Below are 21,665 nucleotides of genomic sequence, written 5' to 3'. Positions count from 1 at the left end.
AGACTTCGAGAGAGAAATACAGACTCATGGCGAACTACACCGCCGCTGACGTCAAGAAGCTCCGTGAGCTCACCGGCGCCGGCATGATGGACTGCAAGAAGGCGCTCGACGAGGCCGACGGCAACGTCGACGGAGCCGTCGAGGCACTCCGCATCAAGGGTCAGAAGGGCGTCGCCAAGCGCGAGGGCCGTTCTGCCGAGAACGGCGCGGTCGTCTCTGTCGTCTCCGAGGACAAGACGTCCGGCGTCCTGCTCGAGCTGAAGTGCGAGACCGACTTCGTCGCCAAGGGTGACAAGTTCCAGGCCGTCGCCAACGCGCTCGCCGCTCACGTCGCCGCGTCCTCCCCGGCCGACATCGAGGCGCTCCTCGCCTCCGAGATCGAGCCCGGCAAGACCGTGCAGGCGTACGTGGACGAGGCCAACGCCAACCTCGGCGAGAAGATCGTCCTGGACCGCTTCGCGCAGTTCACCGGCGACTACGTCTCCGTGTACATGCACCGCACCATGCCCGACCTGCCGCCGCAGATCGGTGTCCTGGTCGAGCTCGACAAGGCCGACGCCGACCTGGCGAAGGGCCTTGCCCAGCACATCGCCGCCTTCGCGCCGAAGTACCTGTCCCGCGAGGACGTCCCGGCCGAGATCGTCGAGACCGAGCGCCGTGTCGCCGAGGAGACCACGCGCGCCGAGGGCAAGCCCGAGGCCGCGCTCCCGAAGATCGTCGAGGGTCGCGTCAACGGCTTCTTCAAGGAGGCCACCCTCCTCGGCCAGCCGTACGCGCTGGACAACAAGAAGACCGTCCAGAAGGTCCTGGACGAGGCCGGTGTCACCCTGAAGCGCTTCGCGCGCATCAAGGTCGGCATCTGAGTCCGTCCGCGAAAAACGGTGGACCCCGATAGGGTCTGGTGCAGTCGACGGCCGCACACCGCCGTACGACCGCAGATCTGACGAGGAGGCCATTGCCGCTGAGGGACATCCGACCCACCGGCAATGGCCTTCTTCGTATGTGCACGAGGAGAATCTCCATGAACAAGGGCGCGGACGCCGCATCAGGTGACCACAGGCGCGACGACGGCAAGGTGTCCGGACGCTTCATGCTGAAGCTGTCCGGGGAGGCGTTCGCCGGCGGCGGGGGTCTCGGCGTCGACCCCGACGTCGTGCACGCCATCGCACGCGAGATCGCGGCGGTCGTCCGGGACGGTGCGGAAATCGCGATCGTCATCGGCGGCGGCAACTTCTTCCGTGGCGCCGAGCTCCAGCAGCGCGGTATGGACCGGGCCCGGTCCGACTACATGGGCATGCTCGGCACGGTCATGAACTGCCTGGCGCTCCAGGACTTCCTGGAGAAGGAGGGCATCGACTCCCGCGTCCAGACGGCCATCACCATGGGCCAGGTCGCGGAGCCGTACATCCCGCTGCGCGCCGTGCGGCACCTGGAGAAGGGCCGCGTCGTCATCTTCGGCGCCGGTATGGGCATGCCGTACTTCTCCACCGACACCACCGCGGCCCAGCGCGCCCTGGAGATCGACGCCGAAGCCCTGCTGATGGGCAAGAACGGCGTGGACGGGGTCTACGACTCCGACCCGAAGACCAACCCCGGAGCGGTGAAGTTCGACGCGCTGGAGTACAGCGAGGTGCTCGCCCGCGATCTCAAGGTCGCCGACGCCACCGCCATCACGCTCTGCCGCGACAACCAGCTGCCGATCCTCGTCTTCGAACTGACGACGGCGGGCAATATCGCCCGCGCCGTCAAGGGTGAGAAGATCGGCTCGCTCGTGAGTGACCAGGGCACCCGGGCCTGAGAACCGGGGGACCGAGCCGGGGAGACCCGGTGAGTTCCCGGGGTCCACGGGAGGGCCCCGAATGATGGACAACGGCCTGCCGGTCGGACACCGTGCAGGTGAGGACGCGACGCAGGACCCGCCGGGCCCGAGCACGCCGGGCCCACTCAAGACACGCAGGAGCACGTGGTGATCGAAGAAACCCTCCTCGAGGCCGAGGAGAAGATGGAGAAGGCCGTCGTGGTCGCGAAAGAGGACTTCGCCGCGATCCGCACCGGCCGTGCGCACCCGGCGATGTTCAACAAGATCGTCGCCGACTACTACGGTGCGCTGACCCCGATCAACCAGCTGGCGTCGTTCTCGGTGCCGGAGCCCCGTATGGCCGTCGTGACGCCGTTCGACAAGACCGCGCTGCGCAACATCGAGCAGGCGATCCGCGACTCCGACCTCGGGGTCAACCCGAGCAACGACGGCAATATCATCCGGGTGAACTTCCCCGATCTCACCGAAGAGCGCCGTCGTGACTACATCAAGGTCGCGAAGACGAAGGCCGAGGACTCCAAGATCTCGATCCGGGCCGTCCGCCGCAAGGCGAAGGAGACCCTGGACAAGCTGGTCAAGGACAAGGAGTCCGGCGAGGACGAGGTACGTCGCGCCGAGAAGGAGCTCGACGACACCACCGCGAAGTACGTCGCGCAGGTGGACGAGCTGCTGAAGCACAAGGAAGCCGAGCTGCTCGAAGTCTGATGAACGACTCTTCCTGGGGCGCCCCGCAGGGCGTCGGCCACGGGGCCGCTCCCGAGATGCGGGCCGCTCCGGCGGGTCCTGCATACGATGTGCATATCGCGCAGCAGACTCGGCCCATGCCCATCGTGCCGGACGTTCCCGACGCAGGTAGAGACGCTGAGAGCCGTGATGACCGGGATCAGGGGGCCGGACGCCTGAGCGGCGGCCCCCTGTTCCGCGACGAGAAGCCGCAGGAGCCCATGTCCACGCCGCCGCCACCCCCGCAGAAGAAGCGTGCGGGCCGTGATCTCGGATCCGCCATAGGGGTCGGCGTGGGGCTGGGTGCCGTCGTCGTCGCCTCGCTCTTCATCGTCAAGGCCGTCTTCGTCGGGGTGATCGTGGTCGCCGTCGTCGTCGGTCTCTGGGAGCTCACCTCCCGGCTGCAGGAGCGCAAGGGCATCAAGGCCCCGCTCGTGCCTCTGGCGGTCGGTGGCGCGGCCATGGTCGTGGCCGGCTACGCGCGAGGGGCCGAGGGCGCCTGGGCCGCCATGGCGCTGACCGCCCTCGCGGTACTCGTCTGGCGGATGACCGAACCGCCGGAGGGCTACCTCAAGGACGTCACGGCCGGAGTCTTCGCCGCGTTCTACGTGCCGTTCCTGGCCACGTTCGTCGCCATGCTCCTGACGGCGGACGACGGGCCGCAGCGGGTCCTGACCTTCCTGCTGCTGACCGTGGTCAGTGACACCGGCGCCTACGCCGTCGGCTGGCGGTTCGGCAAGCACAAGCTCGCGCCGCGCATCAGCCCCGGGAAGACCCGCGAGGGCCTCTTCGGAGCCGTCGCCTTCGCCATGGCGGCCGGTGCGCTGTGCATGCAGTTCCTGATCGACGACGGTTCCTGGTGGCAGGGCCTGCTGCTCGGCCTCGCGGTCGCGGCCAGCGCCACCCTCGGTGACCTGGGCGAGTCCATGATCAAGCGCGATCTCGGGATCAAGGACATGGGGACGCTGCTTCCCGGACACGGCGGGATCATGGACCGGCTGGACTCCTTGCTGCCGACCGCCCCGGTGGTCTGGCTGCTGATGGTGATTTTCGTCGGCTCCAGCTGATCATCGACTGATGAACCCCTTCTGACCTGCGTTTTTATCGGTGAGGGTCCGTTGTCCACAGGGCGGCGGGCCCTCACTGTTCTGTCTGCGACACTGGAAGAACCATGCCTAAGCCCGGAGAACTCACTTTCGTCGCGCCCCGCGGAGCCAAGAAGCCGCCGCGGCACCTCGCCGACCTCACGCCCGCCGAGCGCAAGGAAGCCGTCGCCGCGACCGGCGAGAAGCCCTTCCGCGCGCAGCAGCTCTCGCAGCACTACTTCGCGCGGTACGCGCACGACCCGTCGGAGTGGACCAACATCCCGGCCGGATCGCGGGACAAGCTCGCCGAGGCGCTGTTCCCCGATCTGATGTCCGTGGTCCGCCACATCAGCTGTGACGACGACACCACCCGCAAGACGCTGTGGAAGCTGCATGACGGGACGCTCGTCGAGTCCGTTCTGATGCGCTACCCGGAGCGGGTCACGATGTGCATTTCCTCGCAGGCGGGCTGCGGGATGAACTGCCCGTTCTGCGCCACCGGGCAGGCCGGTCTCGACCGCAACCTCTCCACCGCGGAGATCGTCCACCAGATCGTGGACGGCATGCGTGCGCTGCGCGACGGCGACGTCCCGGGGGGCCCGGCGCGGCTCTCCAACATCGTCTTCATGGGCATGGGCGAGCCGCTCGCCAACTACAACCGGGTGGTCGGCGCGATCCGTCGGCTGACCGACCCCGAGCCCGACGGGCTGGGGCTGTCGCAGCGCGGGATCACCGTCTCCACCGTCGGCCTGGTGCCGGCGATGCTGCGGTTCGCCGACGAGGGCTTCAAGTGCCGGCTCGCCGTCTCGCTGCATGCCCCGGACGACGAGCTGCGCGACACCCTCGTACCGGTGAACACCCGGTGGAAGGTGCGCGAGGTGCTGGACGCCGCGTGGGAGTACGCGGAGAAGTCCGGACGCCGCATCTCCATCGAGTACGCGCTGATCCGCGACATCAACGACCAGGCCTGGCGCGGTGACCGGCTGGGCCGGCTCCTCAAGGGCAAGCGGGTGCACGTCAACCTCATCCCGCTGAACCCGACGCCCGGCTCGAAGTGGACCGCCTCGCGGCCCGAGGACGAGAAGGCGTTCGTCGAGGCCATCGCCGCCCACGGGGTGCCGGTGACCGTGCGGGACACCCGGGGCCAGGAGATCGACGGGGCCTGCGGGCAGCTGGCGGCGTCCGAGCGCTGAGGCCGAAATCGGCCGTGTAGCCTGGGCTCGAAATCAATTTAATATTCCGACAGGGGAGCGCCACAGCGCTGAGAGTGCGGCACCGAGGACAGGTTGGCCGCAGACCCTCTGAACCTCGCCCGGGTCATTCCGGGTAGGAAGTTCGGACCTTACTCAAGCTGTTGCGCCCTGCCCGCTTCCGGTTCTCCGCCGGTGCGGGCAGGGCCGCGTCTCTTCCTGGTCATCCCAGGAGGAATCACATGAGCACCACCCAGAAGATCGCGGTGACGGCCGTCGCCGCCGCGCTCGGCGCCACCGCGCTCGCCGGATGCGGAAGCTCCGACGACTCGGCGTCCGGTTCAGGAAGTACCGGGAGCTCCGGCTCCAAGACCGTCACGCTCGTCAGCCACGACTCCTTCAACGCCTCCAAGGGCGTGCTGAAGGAGTTCACCCGGGAGACCGGCTACACGGTCAAGGTGCTGAAGAGCGGGGACGCGGGCGCGGCCCTCAACCAGGAGATCCTGACCAAGGGCTCGCCCCGCGGCGACGTGTTCTTCGGCGTCGACAACACCCTGCTCTCGCGCGCCCTCGACAACGGCCTGTTCACCTCGTACAAGGCCAAGGGCATCGACCAGGTCGCAGCCGACGTGCAGCTGGACGCGGAGAAGCACCGGGTCACCCCGGTCGACACCGGTGACATCTGCGTCAACTACGACAAGAAGTACTTCGCCGACAAGAAGCTGGCGCCGCCGACGTCCTTCGCCGATCTGGCGAAGCCCGCGTACAAGGACCTTCTCGTCACCGAGAACGCCGCGACCTCGTCGCCCGGCCTCGGCTTCCTCCTCGGTACCGTCGCCACCTACGGGCAGGACGGCTACCAGGACTACTGGAAGAAGCTGAAGAACAACGGCGTCAAGGTCGTCGACGGCTGGGAGCAGGCGTACAACGAGGAGTTCTCCGGCTCCGCGGGCGGCAGGAAGGCCAAGGCCGACCGGCCGCTCGTCGTCAGTTACGCCTCCAGCCCGCCCGTCGAGGTGCTGTACGCGGACCCGAAGCCGAAGACCGCCCCGACCGGGGTCGCCACCGGGACGTGCTTCCGCCAGATCGAGTTCGCCGGTCTGCTGGACGGTGCGAAGAACGAGGCGGGCGGCAAGGCCCTGCTGGACTTCCTGATCGGCAAGAAGTTCCAGGAGGACATGCCGCTCAACATGTTCGTCAGCCCGGTGACCAAGGGGGCGAAGGTGCCTGACCTCTTCACGAAGTTCGGCGCAGTTGTCGACAAGCCGACGACCGTCGCCCCGGACACGATCGCCAAGAACCGTGAGCAGTGGGTCCAGTCATGGTCCTCGCTCGTAGTGAAGTAGCGAAGACTCCCGTACGCGGACCGGGCGCGGGCGGGAAGGGCGCACGCGCCCGGGCGCGGCGCGGGAGCGCGGTGCGGCTCGGCCTGATGGCCGTGCCCGTCGCCTTCTTCGCGCTGTTCTTCGCCTATCCCGTCGTCGCGATCGTCGGACGCGGGCTCAAGGCCGACGGGGTCTGGCAGTTCGGCCGGTTCGGCGAGGTGCTCACCCGGCCGGACATTCAGGACGTCCTCTGGTTCACCCTCTGGCAGGCGCTCGCCTCGACCGCGCTGACGCTGCTGATCGCACTGCCGGGCGCCTATGTGTTCGCCCGGTTCGACTTCCCGGGCAAGCAACTGCTGCGGGCGGTCGTGACGGTGCCGTTCGTGCTGCCGACCGTCGTCGTGGGCACCGCGTTCCTGGCGCTGCTGGGACGCGGCGGCCTGCTCGACGAGCTGTGGGGAGTGCGGCTCGACACCACGGTGTGGGCCATCCTGCTGGCCCATGTGTTCTTCAACTACGCCGTCGTCGTGCGTACCGTCGGCGGGCTCTGGTCGCAGCTCGACCCCCGCCAGGAGGAGGCCGCACGGGTCCTGGGCGCCGGGCGGTTCGCCGCCTGGCGGCGCGTCACCCTTCCGGCGCTGGCCCCTGCCCTGGCTGCCGCTGCGCTGATGGTCTTCCTCTTCACCTTCACCTCCTTCGGCGTCGTGCAGATCCTCGGCGGCCCCGGATTCTCCACGCTGGAGGTGGAGATCTACCGGCAGACCGCACAGCTGCTCGCCCTGCCCACGGCCGCCGTGCTGACGCTGGTGCAGTTCGTCGCGGTCGGCGCGATCCTCGCCGTGCACGCCTGGACCGTACGGCGCAGGGAGACCGCCCTGAAGCTGGTCGACCCGGCGCAGACCGCCCGCAGGCCGCGCGGCGCGGGCCAGTGGGCGCTGCTCGCAGGCGTCCTGCTGACCGTGCTGGTGCTGATACTGCTGCCGCTCGGCGTACTGGTGGAGCGCTCGCTGGACCTGTCCGGCGGCCACGGCTTCGCCTACTACCGGGCGCTGGCGTCGGCGGATGCGAACAGCGGGACGTTCCTCGTCGCGCCGCTCGAAGCGATCTGGAACTCGCTGAGTTACGCCCTGGCCGCGACGGCCATCGCCCTGGTCGTCGGGGGCCTGGCCGCGGCGGCGCTGACCAGGCGGGCCGGGCGGCTGGTCAGGGGCTTCGACGCCCTGCTGATGCTGCCGCTCGGGGTCTCCGCCGTCACCGTCGGCTTCGGCTTCCTGATCACCCTGGACAGACCGCCGCTGGACCTGCGGACCTCCTGGATCCTGGTGCCGCTCGCCCAGGCGCTGGTCGGGGTGCCGTTCGTCGTGCGGACCATGCTGCCGGTCCTGCGTGCCGTGGACGGGCGGCTGCGGGAGGCGGCCGCGGTGCTCGGCGCCTCACCGCTGCGGGCCTGGCGCGAGGTGGACCTGCCGCTGGTGCGCCGGGCACTGCTGGTCGCGGCGGGCTTCGCGTTCGCCGTGTCGCTCGGTGAGTTCGGCGCCACGGTGTTCATCGCACGGCCCGACAACCCGACGCTCCCGGTCGCCGTCGCACGGCTGCTGGGGCGGTCAGGGGATCTCAACTACGGCCAGGCGATGGCCCTCAGCACCATTCTGATGCTCGTCTGCGCCCTCTCGCTGCTGCTGCTCGAACGTATCCGCACCGACCGATCCGGAGAGTTCTAGGGATGCTGACACGATGCTGACACTCGAATCGGCCGGCGTGCGCTTCGGCGACCGGACGGCGCTCGACGCGGTCGACCTGGAAGTCGCCGAGCACGAGATCGTCTGCGTGCTGGGGCCGAGCGGCAGCGGGAAGTCGACGCTGCTGCGGGTGGTCGCCGGACTCCAGCACCCGGACGGCGGGCGGGTCCTGCTCGACGGCGCGGACCAGGACGGGGTGCCGGTGCACCGGCGCGGGCTCGGCCTGATGTTCCAGGACCACCAGCTCTTCCCGCACCGCGACGTCGGCGCCAACGTCGCCTTCGGACTGCGGATGCACGGGGTGAGCCGGAGCGAACAGGACCGCAAGGTCGCCGAACTCCTCGATCTGGTGGGGCTGCCCGGCGCCGAGCGGCGGGCCATTGCCGCGCTCTCCGGCGGCGAGCAGCAGCGTGTCGCCCTGGCGCGCGCGCTCGCACCCCGCCCCAAGCTGCTGATGCTGGACGAGCCGCTCGGCCAGCTGGACCGCAGCCTGCGCGAACGCCTCGTCGTCGAACTGCGCACCCTGTTCGCCCGGCTGGGCACCACCGTGCTCGCCGTCACCCACGACCAGGGCGAGGCCTTCGCGCTGGCCGACCGTGTCGTCGTGATGCGTGACGGACGCATCGCCCAGGTGGGCACCCCCCTGGAGGTCTGGCAGCGTCCCGCATCGGCCTTCGTCGCCCGCTTCCTCGGCTTCGACAACGTGGTGGAGGCGACGGTCACCGGCGAGGCCGCCGATACGGACTGGGGCAAGGTCCCGGTGCCCGCCGGATCACCGCAGGGGGCCTGCGATCTGCTGGTGCGGCCGGCCGGGGTACTGATCGGCGACCCGGAGGGCGGTCTGCGCTGCACCGTGGCCGCGCGCACCTTCCGCGGCAACCACGTCGCCGTGAAGCTGCACCCCGAGCACGGACCGGCCCTGGACGCCGAGTGCCCGCTGCGCGGCACACCGGACGAGGGCGCCGTCGTCGGCGTCACCTTCGACGCGTCGGAGAGTGTCGTGCTGCCCGCCGTGCTGTGACCGGTCGCGGCTCACCGGCCCGCGTCGGGCTCACCGGCCCGCGCCGGGCTCCGTGGGCCGGGACCGGCCCGCGCCGGTCCCGGCCACGACCAGCCCCAGTTCGTACGCGAGGATCACCGCCTGCGCCCGGTCCCGCAGCTCCATCTTCGCGAACAGCCGGTTGATATGCGTTTTGACCGTGTGGGCGGTGATGGTGAGCCGGTCCGCGATGTCGGCGTTCGACAGACCCCGGGCGATCAGGACGAGCACCTCCACCTCCCGTGTGGTCAGACCCTCGACGGAGCGCGCGGGCGGAGCGGCGACCCGCTGGCGGGTGAACTCCGCGATCAGCCGGCCGGTGATGTCCGGGGAGAGCAGCGCCTGGCCTTCGGCCACCACCCGTACCGCGTGCAGCAGTTCGGGGAACGTCGCGTCCTTCAGCAGGAATCCGCTGGCCCCCGCCGTCAGCGCGTCGTACACGTACTCGTCGAGCCCGAACGTCGTCAGCATCAGCGCCCTGGTCGCACCGCCGGAGCCCGCGATGATCTCGCGCGCCGCGTCGATGCCGTTCAGCCCCGGCATCCGGATGTCGAGCAGCGCCAGATCGGGGCGGTGCTCGGCGGCCATCCGGACAGCCGCGGTCCCGTCCTCCGCCTCGCCCACCACCTCGATGTCCGGCTGGGTGGCGAGCAGTCCGGCGAACGCGGTCCGTACGACGGCCTGGTCATCGGCCACCATCACCCGGATCACCACGGCAGCTCCGCCTCGACGAGAAAGCCGCCGCCCGGGCCCCGGCCCGCGGTGAGCCTGCCACCGAGCAGCGCGGCCCGCTCGTTCATCCCGACCAGTCCGTGGCCGGTGCCCTCGCCCAGCGGGGCGCGGGGCCCCGGCCCGTCGTCACCGATCCGGACGGCCAGCAGACCGCTCTCGTAGACGAGCTCCACCACCGCCCGGGCCCCCGGGGCATGGCGGCGCACATTCGTCAGTGCCTCCTGCACGATGCGGAAGGCCGACAGCTCCCAGGACGGGGGCAGCTCCGGCTGCGCACCGCTGATCCGCAGCTCGGCCGTGCCCCCCACCGCCCGGTGCTGCTCCACCAGGTCGTTCAGCCCGGCCAGTGTCGGCTGCGGGGCCGTCGCCGTACCCGGCTCCCGGTCGGTGCGCAGCACTCCGAGCATCCGCCGCAGCTCGCTCATCGAGGCACGCGCCGTCCCCGCGATCTGCTGGAAGGCGTCCCTGGCCTGCGGGGACAGCCCCGGGGTGGTGTAGGTCGCCCCCTCCGCCTGCACGGCGATCATGGAGACGGAATGGGCGATCATGTCGTGCAGCTCCCTTGCGATGGCGGCCCGTTCCGCCTCGGCCGCCTGCCGCCGCTCCATCACCAGCAGTCTGGACTGGGCATCGGCCCGCTCCTTGCGGGTCTCCTCGCGTGCGCGCACCGCGTCGCCCATGCTCACGGCTCCCAGGATCACCACCGTCAGCGCCAGCGTCTCGGCGTACAGCCCGAGACTGAACCGGTCGGTGCCCTGGATCATGGGCAGCCCCGGCGATCCGGCGCGTGCCCAGCGGTCGATGTGCACGAGGTTGACCGTGAGCGAGGCCAGCGCACCGCCGACGACGAGCAGGGCCGGGTGCTGCACGCGATGCCGGCCCAGCGTGTAGCTGCCGATCAGGGTGCCGGCCACGGTCGCGTACGCCATGTTGCCGTCGGTCCCGAAGCTCAGCAGGGCCGCGCCGACGGTCAGGAAGCCGACGGCGGGCCGCGTGCCCCGCCACATCAGGGAGGCCGTGCAGACCAGCACCCCGAACGTGGTGATCACCGAACCCGGAACGGCGATCAGCTCCCCCGCCGCGAACAGCGTCAGCGCACCCCCGGTCAGCCATGGGTACGCGGGCGCCGCCGCCCACCGGCGCGCCCACAGGCGCACCCGCTGGACCCGGGCGCGGGGCGTGATCGTGCTGTTCATACCCAGGATTGTTCGGCACGGGAGGCCGTCGGCGCATCGGAGCAGGGGTGGAATTCCCCGCCGCGTCTCATGCCACGGGTTGAGAGCGAACACCGGATTCCGGTGTGACGTGCCGTGGGAGCCGCGTTCCTAGCCTCGGTTCATGGACGTAACAGCAGGTCCCGCGGCGGCCGCGGGGACCGTACCCCTCTCGCAACGCGGAGCCTGCGCGGCCCTGTTCGGTCCCGGTCCGCGGCGCGGCGCGGCCGGGTGGGCCGGCTGCGCCGCGGCGGCCCTGCTCCTCGCGCTGTGCTCCGGACTTGCCCCGCACCGGATCTGGGGTGCGTCGGCCGCCGTCGGATACGCGAGCGCGGTGTGGCCGGCCGCCCGAGGGCGGCGCCGTACGGCGGCCGCGCTCGCGGCCACCGGCGCGGTGGGGCTGCCGCTGCTGGTCCTCGTGCTCATGGGCCGGGCCCAGCTGGAGGTGGAAGTCGTCGCGCACTCGGCGCAGTTGCTGCTGACGACCGGTTCTCCGTACGCCCCCGATCCCGTGGTGGTGGCGGACTTCGACCCCTACCTCCCCGCGATGGCGGTCTTCGGGATTCCGCACGCCCTCCTCGGTGCGGGCCCGCTGACCGATCCCCGGCTGTGGACCGGAGCCGTCTTCCTCGGGGCACTCGCACTCTGCGCCAGGCGACCGCCGCTGCTCCCGCTGGCAGCCTGCCCCCTCGTCGCCCTGCCGCTGGCGGTGGGTGGCGTCGACCTTCCGGTGGCCGGGCTCATGTGCCTGGGCCTCTCACTGGCCGGACGGGACAGGCCGGTCGCCGCCGGACTGGTGACCGGGCTGGCCGCCGCCCTCAAGTGGACGGCCTGGCCCGCGCTGCCCGTAGCCGTCGTGCTCCTGATGTCGATGCGCCGGGGCGGCACCGCCGGGCGCGGTGCGCCGCTGCGGTGCGCCCTCGTGGCGGTGCTCACCACCGCCGTACTGGTGCTCCCGGCGGCACTCCGCGATCCGGGGTCCTTCGGCACGCACGTCGTCGACTACCCGCTCGGCCTGACCGACGCCGTGTCACCGGCCGCCACCCCCTTCCCCGGACATCTGCTCGCCGCCGGGCTGCCCGGAGGCCGGACTGTCGCCCTCGTGCTGCTCCTCTGCTGCGCTCTGGCAGTGGCCGGTTCGCTGGTCGTCCGGCCACCCGGCACGGCGCCCGCCGCCGCACTGCGGCTGGCCCTCGGGCTGGGCCTCGCCACCGCCCTCATGCCCGCCACCCGCTTCGGCTACCTCGTATATCCGCTGGTCCTGGCCGTCTGGGCCGCGTCGCAACGCGGCCGGGCGCAGCGCAGCGGCCCGATCCGACCCGACCTCGGAGGAACGCCCCGATGGCCCGCACTCTCGTCGTCACCAACGACTTCCCGCCCCGCCAGGGCGGCATAGAGACGTTCGTCCATGCGATGACCAGCCGCTTTCCCGCCGATTCCGTGGTCGTCTACACCTCGTCCGAGCCCGGCGCCGCCGTGCACGACGCCGCGCTGCCCTATCCGGTGATCCGCGACCGGGCCCGGACGCTGCTGCCCACGCCGCGCGTCGCGGGCCGGGCCGCCGCTCTGGCCCGGCGGTACGGCTGCGACCGCGTCTGGTTCGGCGCGGCCGCGCCGCTGGCCCTGATGGCGGACCGGTTGCGCCGGGAGGCCGGGGTGCGGCGGATCGTGGCCACCACTCACGGCCACGAGGTGTGGTGGGCGCGCGCCCCGGGCGCCCGTTCGCTCCTGCGGCGGATCGGGGCGGTCACGGACACCGTCACCCATCTCGGGGAGGCGACCCGGCTGCCGATCGCCGCCGCCGTCGGACCGGTGGCCGCGCGCCGGATGGTGCGCCTGGTGCCCGGGGTGGACGCCGACGCCTTCCGCGCGAGCCCGGGGGAGAGCGCGGTCCGCCGGCGATACGGGCTGAACGACCGGCCGGTGGTCCTCTGCGCCGCGCGGCTCGTCCGCCGCAAGGGCCAGGACATGCTGGTACGCGCGCTGCCGGAGGTCAGGCGGGCGGTGCCGGGAACGACCCTGCTGCTGGTCGGCGACGGCCCCGGCGCACGCTCCCTGCGCCGTGCGGCGGACGCGGCCGGGCTCGCCGACGCGGTTGTCCTGGCAGGCGGGCATCCGCACGCGTCGATGCCGGGGTTCTTCGCGGCGGCCGATGTCTTCGCGATGCCGTGCCGCACCAGGCGCCGGGGCCTGGAGGTGGAGGGCCTCGGCATCGTGTTCCTGGAGGCCGCAGCGGCGGGACTGCCGGTACTGGCCGGGGACTCGGGCGGTGCGGCCGACACGGTGTGCGACGGGGTGACCGGGCACCTGGTCGACGGGCGGGACGTGCCGGCCATCGCGGACCGGCTCATCGCCCTCCTCCAGGACCGCGACACCGCCGCCGCGATGGGGGAGAAGGGGCGCGACCGGGTGCGGGCGGAGTGGGGCTGGGACGGGACGTACGAGCGGCTGGCGGGGCTGCTGGCCGATGAGCCGGGGCACGGAGGAGGGTGAGCGGTGAACAGCGCCCCCGCCCCGGCTACTTCGCCGACAGCCTGGCGAGCTCCCCGGGCGCCTCCTCCACCGTGTCGACAAGCGCGATACGGGACTCCATCGGCCGGTCCGCGGCGAGTGCCCGCAGCAGGGGCCACGCGGGCAGCTCCCGGGTCCAGTGCTCCCGGCCGACCAGCACCATCGGGACCGGCTCCCCGCGTGAACCGTAGTAGTTCGGGGTGGCGCTGTCGAAGATCTCCTGGACGGTGCCGGCCGCGCCCGGAAGGAAGATCACGCCCGCGGTCGAGCGGGCCAGCAGCCCGTCCTCGCGCAGGGCGTTGGCGAAGTACTTGGCGATGTGATCGGCGAACGGGTTCGGCGGCTCGTGTCCGTAGAACCAGGTGGGGATCGACACCGAGTCGCCGCCGTCCGGCCACCGCTCCCGCACGGCGAAGGAAGCCAGCGCCCAGTCGGAGACCGAAGGGCTGAACGAGGGCACACCGGCGAGGAGTTCGCAGGCCTTGTCCAGCATCGCGTCGGGGTGCGGCGCCGCGTAGGCGCCGAGGTTCGCCGCCTCCATCGCACCCGGTCCGCCGCCGGTGGCGACCGTGAGACCGCTGCGGGCCAGAGTCCGGCCGAGACGGGCCGCGGCCGCGTACGCATCGCTGCCCCGGGCCGTCGCGTGACCGCCCATCACGCCGACCACGCGCGCCCCGACAAGGAGTTCGTCCAGCGCGTCGGAGACCGCGTCGTCGTGGAGCGCGCGCAGCATCGATGCGAACGCGTCACCGTTGGACCGGGTCCGCTGGAACCAGCGGTAGGCGAGGGCGTCGGGGGTGGTCTCGTAACCGCCCTTCGCCAGCCCGTCGTAGAGCGCGTCGGGGGAGTAGAGCAGACCTCGGTACGGGTCGAAGGGAAGACCGGGTACCGGAGGGAAGACGAACGCGCCGTCGGCCCGTGCCTTCGTCGCCGCGTCGGGCTCCATCGGGCAGCCGAGAAAGACGGCGCCCGATGTGTCGGCGGCGAGCAGGGCGGCAGTCCGGTCCGTCAGATCGACGGACTGGACGCGGTGCCCGGCCAGTGAGCCGGCGGCGACCGCCTCGTCGAAGGCGGCGAGCGACTCGATCTCGGCGCCGGGGGCGGGAAAGCTCTCGTCCGGATTCTCCACGCCCTCATGCTACGGACCGGCTTCCGGCCGGGTTCGCGGCGGCCCGGCAGCCGGGCCCGACCGGGCGCCGGGCCGCCGGGCGACGCCCCGTCAGCCGGTCAGCGGCAGCGCGGCCAGCTCGGCGATGGCCCAGGTCAGCGGCGCGAACACGAGCAGCAGTGCGGCGGCGCGCAACGCCGTGGCGGCCCGCAGCGCCGAGGCCGGGGCGCCGAGCCGCAGCAGTGCCTGTGCCATTTCCGCGCGGGCCTGCCTCGCCTCCAGCGCGGATGTCAGCAGCGTCGCCGTCGTGCAGCCGATGACGAGGACGGCACCGAGCGCGGTGAGCGGTCCGAAGGGCCGGGGGCCCGTCCCGTACAGCGCGAAGGCGGCGATGACCGCCGAGAGCACCGCGCAGACGACGCCCAGCGGACGGCCGATCCGGCGCGCCTCGTCCATCAGCACCCGGCCGGCCAGCAGCCGTACGGCTCCGGGGCGCACTGCCTGGAGCAGCCGTCCGGCGAGGTAGGCCAGGCCGGGGCCGGCCGTGGCGAGGCCGATCGCCGTCAGTGTCCACCCGACCAGGACCCAGGCCGGGGTGGAGTCGAGCTTTCCGGGGAGCGGGAACGGACTGCCGGTCGAGCCGCGGTTCGCGTACGCCTCGACCGCGAGGCCGGCGGCGGTCAGGGCGACGCCCCAAGGCAGTCCGGTCGGCGGCGCGGCGGGGGCCGGGATGTGCTCGTCCGGCACCAGATCCTGCGTACCGTCCTGCACACCGGCGGTCCGCACCGGGCGGGCGCGCAGTGCCACCGCGCTCGCCGTCGCCGCCGCGGCGGGCACGAGCGTCAGCAGGAGTACGACCGCGGCCAGCGGCAGCGACGCGTCCGCGCCCAGCAGGGCGGCAGCGGCGCCGTCGAAGGGCAGCCCCGTCAGATCGCCGCGCAGATGGAGGAAGAAGAGCAGCGCCACCATGGAGCCGAGGGTGCACGAGACGGCGGTGGAGACCGCGGCGAGCACACTGAGCCGGACCGGTCCGAGGCCGACGGCGGACAGTCCCGCGCGCGGGCGGGTGCTCGGGTCCGTACGGGCCACCGCGACCGCGAACTGCACGGTGGCGGCCAGCGGGACGAAGCACCACAGCAGCCGCAGCACGGAGCCGGCGGAGTGCGCCGGGTGCCCGGAGGCGTACCCCAGGGTGCACAGCAGGAGGAAGCCGACCCCGGCGGAGGCGGCCGCGACCAGCAGCCGCCGCATCAGGACCAGTGGATGGGAACCGCGGGCTAGACGGAGAGCGAGCACGCCGCGCGGCCCTTCGTGTCGGTCTCGGCGGGCAGGGCGACCGTGGCGACCCGGCGCCCGTCCAGCAGCGGCACCGCACGGTCGGCGAGTGCGGCGATCTCCGCGTCGTGCGTGGCGAGGACGACCGTGATGCCGTGCGTGCGGGCCGCGCTGGTCAGCGTGCGCAGCACATGGGTGCGGTCGGTGCGGTGCAGGGTCGCGGTCGGCTCGTCGGCGAAGATCACCGCGGGGGCGGTGGTCAGCGCGCGGGCCACCGAGATCCGCTGCCGCTGGCTCTGCTGCAGGGTGTGCGGGCGCTTCCTGGCGCACATGCCGATGTCCAGGCGCTCCAGCCACTCCATGGCGGCCTTCTTGGCCTCCCGGTGCGAGACGCCGCGCAGCAGCAGCGGCAGGGCGGTGTTCTCCCAGGTGTTCAGCTCGGGGACGAGCTGGGGCTCGGGGGCGATCCAGCCGAACTTGTCGCGCCGGAGCCGTTCGCGCAGCCGGGGGCCCATGGTGTGGACGGGGACGCTGTTGAACCACACCTCGCCCTGGGAGGGCACCAGTTGGCCGGACAGGCAGTGCAGCAGGGTCGTCTTGCCGCTGCCGCGCGGGCCGGTCACGGCGAGGATCTCGCCGTCACGGATCCCCAGGGACACCCCGCCGAGCGCGGGCGAGCCGTTGTGGGAGTGGTGCAGGGAACGCGCCCAGATCACGTCGTTGTCCGGCGGGGCCACCATGGCGTACACCTCGGTTCAGATCAGATATCCCGTTCCCCCGTACGGGGGAACGAAGGCGGGGCCGATCGGTCACTCGGCACCGTAAGGATTCGGACCGCGGTGTGCGCACAGCACGCGGCCCGGGTGCGCTTCTTCCCACTCGATTGGGCGCATCCGGGCCGCGTGGACCGTATGAAATGACCGCTGACGGACCATCGGGGGACGGTCAAGCGGTGGTCAAGCCGGGCTCGGTCGAGCAGTCGATCGAGTATTCGGCCGGACGGTCGGTCAGAGCTTCGTCCAGGCCTCCGTCAGGACGGACCGCAGGATGCCCTCGATCTCGTCGAACGTGGACTGGTCGGAGATCAGCGGCGGGGCGAGCTGGACGACCGGGTCGCCGCGGTCGTCGGCCCGGCAGTACAGGCCGTTGTCGTACAGCGCCTTGGAGAGGAAGCCGTACAGGACGCGCTCGGTCTCCTCGTCGTTGAACGTCTCCTTGGTGACCTTGTCCTTCACCAGCTCGATGCCGTAGAAGAAGCCGTTGCCGCGGACGTCACCGACGATCGGCAGGTCGTGCAGCTTCTGCAGCGTGGTGAGGAAGGCGTTCTCGTTGTCGAGGACGTGCTGGTTGAGGCCCTCGCGCTCGAAGATGTCGAGGTTGGCGAGGCCCACCGCGGCGGAGACCGGGTGGCCGCCGAAGGTGTAGCCGTGCAGGAAGGTGTTGTCGCCCTCGTAGAACGGCTCGGCGAGCCGGTCAGAGATGATGCAGGCGCCGATCGGCGAGTAGCCCGAGGTCATGCCCTTGGCGCAGGTGATCATGTCCGGCACGTAGCCGAACTTGTCGCAGGCGAACATCGTGCCGAGCCGGCCGAAGGCGCAGATGACCTCGTCGGAGACGAGCAGCACGTCGTACTTGTCGCAGATCTCGCGCACGCGCTGGAAGTAGCCGGGCGGGGGCGGGAAACAGCCGCCCGCGTTCTGTACGGGCTCCAGGAAGACGGCCGCGACGGTGTCCGCGCCCTCGAAGAGGATCTCCTGCTCGATCTGATCGGCGGCCCAGCGGCCGAAGGCCTCGGGGTCGTCGCCGAACAGCGGGGCGCGGTAGATGTTGGTGTTCGGCACCTTGTGCGCGCCGGGGACCAACGGCTCGAAGGGTGCCTTGAGAGCCGGCAGGCCGGTGATGGACAGCGCGCCCTGCGGGGTGCCGTGATAGGCGACCGCGCGCGAGATGACCTTGTACTTGGTCGGCTTGCCCTTGAGCTTGAAGTACTGCTTCGCCAGCTTCCACGCGGTCTCGACGGCCTCGCCGCCACCGGTGGTGAAGAAGACCTTGTTGAGGTCGCCCGGCGCGTAGTCGGCGAGGCGCTCGGCCAGCTCCACGGCCTTCGGGTGGGCGTAGGACCACACCGGGAAGAAGGCCAGCTCCTGCGCCTGCTTGTACGCGGCCTCGGCGAGCTCGTGCCGGCCGTGGCCGGCGTTGACCACGAACAGGCCGGACAGCCCGTCGAGGTAGCGCTTGCCCTGATCGTCGAAGATGTAGGTGCCCTCGCCACGCACGATGGTGGGAACGGGCGCGTTCTCGTAGTCCGACATGCGGGTGAAGTGCATCCACAGGTGGTCGTACGCGGTCCGGCTGAGGTCCTTGCTCACGGCTATCGGGTTCCCCACATATAGGTCTGCTTCTTGAGCTTGAGGTAGACGAAGCTCTCGGTGGAGCGCACGCCGGGAATGGCCCGGATGCGTTTGCTGATCGTCTCCAGCAGGTGGTCGTCGTCCTCGCAGACGATCTCCACCATCAGGTCGAAGGAGCCCGCGGTCATCACCACGTACTCGCACTCGGCCATGGCCGACAGGGCTTCGGCGACCGGGTCGAGGTCGCCCTCGACATTGATCCCGACCATCGCCTGCCGTCGGAACCCCACGGTGAGCGGGTCGGTGACGGCGACGATCTGCATCACGCCCTGGTCGAGCAGCTTCTGGACGCGCTGGCGCACGGCCGCCTCGGAGAGGCCGACGGCCTTGCCGATCGCGGCGTACGGACGACGCCCGTCCTCCTGGAGCTGTTCGATGATTGCGAGGGACACGGCATCGACCGCTGGGGACGATCCGTTCCCGGTCCTGGAGTCTGCGCTGCGACTGGCCACGGAGTCACTGTGCACCGGGACTCGTCTGTCTCGCAACCCTCAATCGATGAAATTCGTTGTTGAGAGGGCCAGATCTCACTGAATCCGAAGTTCACGGCGGTTGGGTATGTCGAAAGCGTTACCCGAGCGACTACGCTGGACGTCTCACCCATTGGACTTCAGAGCAGGAGGGCCGGCTGTGACCACCGAGGTGCGCCGTCTGCGCAACTACATCAACGGAGAGTTCCGTGACGCCGCCGACGGGCGGACCATCGACGTGGTCAACCCGGTGACGGAAGAGGTCTACGCGACCTCACCGCTCTCCGGAGCAGCCGATGTCGATGCCGCCATGGATGCCGCCGCCGCTGCCTTCCCCGCCTGGCGCGACGTCACGCCCGCCGAGCGCCAGCGCGCGCTGCTGAAGATCGCGGACGCGTTCGAGGAGCGCGCCGAGGACCTCATCGCGGCCGAGTCCGAGAACACCGGCAAGCCGGTCGGGCTCACCCGGACCGAGGAACTCCCGCCGATGGTCGACCAGATCCGCTTCTTCGCGGGGGCCGCCCGGCTGCTGGAGGGCCGTTCGGCCGGCGAGTACATGGAGGGGCTGACCTCCATCGTGCGCCGTGAGCCGGTCGGCGTCTGCGCGCAGGTCGCGCCGTGGAACTACCCGATGATGATGGCCGTCTGGAAGTTCGCCCCGGCGCTCGCCGCCGGCAACACCGTCGTCATCAAGCCGTCCGACACCACCCCGGCGTCCACCGTGCTGATCGCCGAGATCATCGGGCAGATCCTGCCCAAGGGCGTCTTCAACGTCATCTGCGGCGACCGTGACACGGGCCGCGCGATGGTCGAGCACCCGACCCCGGCGATGGCCTCCATCACCGGTTCGGTGCGGGCCGGCATGCAGGTCGCCGAGTCGGCGGCGAAGGACGTCAAGCGGGTCCACCTGGAGCTCGGCGGGAAGGCTCCGGTCGTCGTGTTCGAGGACACCGACATCGCCAAGGCCGTCGAGGACATCTCGGTCGCCGGCTACTTCAACGCCGGCCAGGACTGTACGGCCGCGGCCCGCGTCCTGGTCCACGAGTCCATCCACGACGAGTTCGTCACGGCCCTCGCCAAGGCCGCCGCCGACACGAAGACCGGGCAGCCGGACGACGAGGACGTGCTCTACGGTCCGCTCAACAACGCCAACCAGCTGAAGCAGGTCAGCGGCTTCATCGAGCGGCTCCCCGCCCACGCCAAGGTCGAGGCGGGCGGTCACCGGGTCGGCGAGAAGGGCTACTTCTACGCCCCGACCGTCGTCTCCGGCCTCAAGCAGGACGACGAGATCATCCAGCACGAGGTCTTCGGACCGGTCATCACCGTCCAGTCGTTCAGGGACGAGGCCCAGGCGCTGGAGTGGGCGAACGGCGTGGAGTACGCCCTGGCCTCGTCGGTGTGGACCAAGGACCACTCCCGTGCCATGCGGATGTCCAAGAACCTCGACTTCGGCTGTGTGTGGATCAACACCCACATCCCGCTCGTCGCCGAGATGCCGCACGGCGGATTCAAGAAGTCCGGCTACGGCAAGGACCTCTCCGCCTACGGCTTCGAGGACTACACCCGGATCAAGCACGTCATGACCTCCCTGGACGGCTGACCGCTGCGGCCAGGTGCGCCGCCCGCCCCGCCGCCGGCGGCCGGCGCACCTGCTCCCGTGCACTCCTCCCGTCCTGACATGCGCCTTCTTGTGCGGGAATCGGGGGAGTAGGGTCGCAGAACGCCTAGCACGGGGGGAACGGCCATGGGGGACGTACGAGTGGCAGCCATCGCCAGTCTCACGCCGCTGGAGGAACTCGACAGCGACCCGTTCCTCGTGGACACCCGCAGTCAGCACGACATGTGCGCCCGCTGGGCCGCCGGCAAGGGCTACGTCGTCACCCGGCAGCTGCGCCTGTACGGACTGCGCCCCGACCACCGGGCGCTCTGGGCCGACATCGAGGACGGCCAGGTCGAACTCTTCGTCGCACCCAACGACCGGGTGCTCGCACGGGCCGTCGCCTCGGTGCCGCGCTTCACCGAGGAGTGTGAGCGGCGCGGTGTGCGCCTGGAGATCGCCGGTCTCGACGAGCCGCGCTACAGCGCCCGCACGAAGGCCGGTGTGCACCGCAGGCTCTCCATGCCCACGGCCGGATACGACGGCTGCTGACGGAGCCCGCCCGGAGCTGTCGGCGGAGCTGCCGCCCCGCTGTGAAAAGCTGGGTCCGGGCCCGGAACGGCAGGGCCCGGACGTGAGGTGGCAGCGGCGTGGGTGACGGGCGATGGCGAAGAGCCGGAAGCGCCCTGATGCGAGTGATTGTGGTGTGGGCGGTCTCGACGCTCACGATGCTTGCGCTCGCCGGGATTCTGCCGGACTTCCAGCTCCAGTCGGACGACGGCGACAGCGTGACCAAGACCGCGTTCACCGCGGCATGGGGCGCGGGCGCCTTCGGTCTGCTCTCCGCACTCGTCTGGCCGGTGCTGGTACGGGCCCTGCTCATCGTCCCGGCCCTCGTCCTCGGGATGCTGGTCTTCTTCCTCAACGGCTCGCTGCTGCTGGTCGCGCTGCGGCTCATCCCGGACGGGCGCGGCGCGGCCGACCCGCAGATGGCGGTCGTCGTCGCGGCCGTGATGTCCGCGGTCGCCTCGGCGACCTCCACCGCGCTCGCCGTCCGTGACGACAACGCCTATCGGCGGCGGCTCTCGCGCCTCGCGGACCGGCGCCGCCGTCGCAGCGGCACGGGCGACGGCACGGACGGGAGCCCGCCCGGCACCGTCTTCATCCAGCTCGACGGAGTCGGCCACGACGTCCTCGCGCAGGCCGCGGCCGACGGTCTGATGCCGACCGTGGCCCACTGGCTGGCCGACGGGGCAGGCCACCGGCTGACCCCGTGGCGCACCGACTGGTCCAGCCAGACCGGCGCCAGCCAGCTCGGCATCCTGCACGGCAGCAACCACGACGTCCCGGCCTTCCGCTGGTACGAGAAGGAGACCGGCGACATCGTGGTCTCCAGCAGGCCGGCGAGCGCACTCGAACTGCAGCGC

At 71.1% G+C, this 21,665-nt stretch carries 20 protein-coding genes and 1 riboswitch; of the genes, 13 read left to right on the top strand and 7 right to left on the bottom strand.

All coding sequences use genetic code 11. The features are described 5' to 3' along the window. Positions 1-26: 26 nt before the first annotated feature. The 8 genes from tsf (at position 27) to ACFVW8_RS25730 (ending at position 8,902) form a co-directional block, all read left to right on the top strand. The gene (tsf, locus tag ACFVW8_RS25765) at positions 27-863 is read left to right on the top strand and encodes a translation elongation factor Ts (RefSeq protein WP_389693907.1); all 837 of its coding nucleotides are present in this window, start codon (positions 27-29) and stop codon (positions 861-863) included. Positions 864-1,021: 158 nt separating this feature from the next. Next, positions 1,022-1,798 (top strand): UMP kinase, encoded by a 777-nt coding sequence (pyrH, locus tag ACFVW8_RS25760; protein WP_389693905.1) that lies wholly within the window; start codon positions 1,022-1,024, stop codon positions 1,796-1,798. A 168-nt stretch (positions 1,799-1,966) separates the two neighbouring features. Continuing rightward, positions 1,967-2,524: a ribosome recycling factor gene (gene frr, locus ACFVW8_RS25755; RefSeq protein WP_024488459.1), complete on the top strand. Its 558-nt coding sequence runs from the start codon at positions 1,967-1,969 to the stop codon at positions 2,522-2,524. Continuing rightward, a complete protein-coding gene (locus ACFVW8_RS25750; RefSeq protein WP_389693903.1) occupies positions 2,524-3,609 on the top strand; it encodes a phosphatidate cytidylyltransferase in 1,086 nt (361 codons plus the stop codon). Before frr ends, ACFVW8_RS25750 begins: the two co-directional genes overlap by 1 nt. A 104-nt stretch (positions 3,610-3,713) precedes the next feature. Beyond that, complete coding sequence (rlmN, locus tag ACFVW8_RS25745; protein WP_389693901.1) at positions 3,714-4,820, top strand: 23S rRNA (adenine(2503)-C(2))-methyltransferase RlmN; 1,107 nt, start codon at positions 3,714-3,716, stop codon at positions 4,818-4,820. A 41-nt stretch (positions 4,821-4,861) separates the two neighbouring features. After that, a riboswitch (TPP riboswitch) is annotated at positions 4,862-4,978 on the top strand. 81 nt (positions 4,979-5,059) lie between these two features. After that, on the top strand, positions 5,060-6,163 hold the full coding sequence (locus tag ACFVW8_RS25740; RefSeq protein WP_389693899.1) for a thiamine ABC transporter substrate binding subunit: 1,104 nt from the start codon (positions 5,060-5,062) through the stop codon (positions 6,161-6,163). Positions 6,164-6,249: 86 nt separating this feature from the next. Beyond that, positions 6,250-7,863, top strand: a complete 1,614-nt coding sequence (locus tag ACFVW8_RS25735; RefSeq protein WP_389693922.1) for an ABC transporter permease — start codon at positions 6,250-6,252, stop codon at positions 7,861-7,863. 13 nt (positions 7,864-7,876) lie between these two features. Continuing rightward, positions 7,877-8,902, top strand: coding sequence for an ABC transporter ATP-binding protein (locus tag ACFVW8_RS25730; RefSeq protein ID WP_389693897.1), 1,026 nt, complete (start codon positions 7,877-7,879; stop codon positions 8,900-8,902). Between the two features lie 30 nt (positions 8,903-8,932). On the opposite strand, the gene ACFVW8_RS25725 is transcribed toward ACFVW8_RS25730, so the two are convergent. Then, on the bottom strand, positions 8,933-9,634 hold the full coding sequence (locus ACFVW8_RS25725) for a response regulator (RefSeq protein WP_389693895.1): 702 nt from the start codon (positions 9,632-9,634) through the stop codon (positions 8,933-8,935). Then, entirely contained in the window at positions 9,628-10,848 is a 1,221-nt protein-coding gene (locus ACFVW8_RS25720; protein WP_389693893.1) for a sensor histidine kinase, read from the bottom strand. The genes ACFVW8_RS25725 and ACFVW8_RS25720 overlap by 7 nt, the downstream gene beginning before the upstream one ends. A gap of 142 nt (positions 10,849-10,990) precedes the next feature. Between ACFVW8_RS25720 and ACFVW8_RS25715 the strand changes: the two genes are divergently transcribed. Both ACFVW8_RS25715 and ACFVW8_RS25710 read left to right on the top strand, forming a co-directional pair. Beyond that, positions 10,991-12,262 carry a glycosyltransferase 87 family protein gene (locus ACFVW8_RS25715; RefSeq protein ID WP_389693891.1) on the top strand — a complete coding sequence of 424 codons (1,272 nt, stop codon included), beginning with the start codon at positions 10,991-10,993 and terminating at the stop codon, positions 12,260-12,262. Then, positions 12,208-13,359: a glycosyltransferase family 4 protein gene (locus ACFVW8_RS25710; protein ID WP_389693889.1), complete on the top strand. Its 1,152-nt coding sequence runs from the start codon at positions 12,208-12,210 to the stop codon at positions 13,357-13,359. The genes ACFVW8_RS25715 and ACFVW8_RS25710 overlap by 55 nt, the downstream gene beginning before the upstream one ends. A gap of 25 nt (positions 13,360-13,384) precedes the next feature. On the opposite strand, the gene ACFVW8_RS25705 is transcribed toward ACFVW8_RS25710, so the two are convergent. From ACFVW8_RS25705 to ACFVW8_RS25685, 5 genes are all read right to left on the bottom strand, one after another. Further along, positions 13,385-14,506 (bottom strand): LOG family protein, encoded by a 1,122-nt coding sequence (locus tag ACFVW8_RS25705; protein ID WP_389693887.1) that lies wholly within the window; start codon positions 14,504-14,506, stop codon positions 13,385-13,387. A gap of 90 nt (positions 14,507-14,596) precedes the next feature. Further along, the gene (locus tag ACFVW8_RS25700) at positions 14,597-15,781 is read right to left on the bottom strand and encodes a hypothetical protein (RefSeq protein ID WP_389693885.1); all 1,185 of its coding nucleotides are present in this window, start codon (positions 15,779-15,781) and stop codon (positions 14,597-14,599) included. Then, entirely contained in the window at positions 15,763-16,500 is a 738-nt protein-coding gene (locus ACFVW8_RS25695) for an ABC transporter ATP-binding protein (RefSeq protein ID WP_389693883.1), read from the bottom strand. The genes ACFVW8_RS25700 and ACFVW8_RS25695 overlap by 19 nt, the downstream gene beginning before the upstream one ends. A 267-nt stretch (positions 16,501-16,767) precedes the next feature. Next, the gene (locus tag ACFVW8_RS25690) at positions 16,768-18,147 is read right to left on the bottom strand and encodes an aspartate aminotransferase family protein (RefSeq protein ID WP_389693881.1); all 1,380 of its coding nucleotides are present in this window, start codon (positions 18,145-18,147) and stop codon (positions 16,768-16,770) included. Further along, on the bottom strand, positions 18,132-18,638 hold the full coding sequence (locus ACFVW8_RS25685; protein ID WP_389693879.1) for an Lrp/AsnC family transcriptional regulator: 507 nt from the start codon (positions 18,636-18,638) through the stop codon (positions 18,132-18,134). The genes ACFVW8_RS25690 and ACFVW8_RS25685 overlap by 16 nt, the downstream gene beginning before the upstream one ends. Before the next feature lie 163 nt (positions 18,639-18,801). Here ACFVW8_RS25685 and ACFVW8_RS25680 point away from each other — a divergent pair, with 163 nt between their 5' ends. The 3 genes from ACFVW8_RS25680 to ACFVW8_RS25670 form a co-directional block, all read left to right on the top strand. After that, positions 18,802-20,241, top strand: a complete 1,440-nt coding sequence (locus ACFVW8_RS25680) for a gamma-aminobutyraldehyde dehydrogenase (protein WP_389693877.1) — start codon at positions 18,802-18,804, stop codon at positions 20,239-20,241. Between the two features lie 144 nt (positions 20,242-20,385). Continuing rightward, a complete protein-coding gene (locus tag ACFVW8_RS25675) occupies positions 20,386-20,790 on the top strand; it encodes a hypothetical protein (RefSeq protein ID WP_389693875.1) in 405 nt (134 codons plus the stop codon). 98 nt (positions 20,791-20,888) lie between these two features. Next, a partial coding sequence (locus ACFVW8_RS25670) for a phage holin family protein (protein WP_389693873.1) occupies positions 20,889-21,665 on the top strand: 777 nt, incomplete at its 3' end.

Origin of the sequence: Streptomyces sp. NPDC058221 (genome assembly GCF_042882365.1) — a bacterium.
GTDB lineage: Bacteria > Actinomycetota > Actinomycetes > Streptomycetales > Streptomycetaceae > Streptomyces.
This window is presented reverse-complemented; position numbering and strand designations above follow the sequence as displayed.

What these genes read in the sequence shown, in the direction of transcription:
- rlmN (WP_389693901.1), top strand. Translation starts at nt 3,714, where the DNA reads ATGCCTAAGCCCGGAGAACTCACTTTCGTCGCGCCCCGCGGAGCCAAG.
- ACFVW8_RS25715 (WP_389693891.1), top strand. Translation starts at nt 10,991, where the DNA reads ATGGACGTAACAGCAGGTCCCGCGGCGGCCGCGGGGACCGTACCCCTC.
- ACFVW8_RS25720 (WP_389693893.1), bottom strand. Translation starts at nt 10,848, where the DNA reads ATGAACAGCACGATCACGCCCCGCGCCCGGGTCCAGCGGGTGCGCCTG.
- ACFVW8_RS25730 (WP_389693897.1), top strand. Translation starts at nt 7,877, where the DNA reads ATGCTGACACTCGAATCGGCCGGCGTGCGCTTCGGCGACCGGACGGCG.
- pyrH (WP_389693905.1), top strand. Translation starts at nt 1,022, where the DNA reads ATGAACAAGGGCGCGGACGCCGCATCAGGTGACCACAGGCGCGACGAC.
- ACFVW8_RS25735 (WP_389693922.1), top strand. Translation starts at nt 6,250, where the DNA reads ATGGCCGTGCCCGTCGCCTTCTTCGCGCTGTTCTTCGCCTATCCCGTC.
- ACFVW8_RS25710 (WP_389693889.1), top strand. Translation starts at nt 12,208, where the DNA reads ATGGCCCGCACTCTCGTCGTCACCAACGACTTCCCGCCCCGCCAGGGC.
- tsf (WP_389693907.1), top strand. Translation starts at nt 27, where the DNA reads ATGGCGAACTACACCGCCGCTGACGTCAAGAAGCTCCGTGAGCTCACC.
- ACFVW8_RS25740 (WP_389693899.1), top strand. Translation starts at nt 5,060, where the DNA reads ATGAGCACCACCCAGAAGATCGCGGTGACGGCCGTCGCCGCCGCGCTC.
- ACFVW8_RS25675 (WP_389693875.1), top strand. Translation starts at nt 20,386, where the DNA reads ATGGGGGACGTACGAGTGGCAGCCATCGCCAGTCTCACGCCGCTGGAG.
- ACFVW8_RS25750 (WP_389693903.1), top strand. Translation starts at nt 2,524, where the DNA reads ATGAACGACTCTTCCTGGGGCGCCCCGCAGGGCGTCGGCCACGGGGCC.
- ACFVW8_RS25695 (WP_389693883.1), bottom strand. Translation starts at nt 16,500, where the DNA reads ATGGTGGCCCCGCCGGACAACGACGTGATCTGGGCGCGTTCCCTGCAC.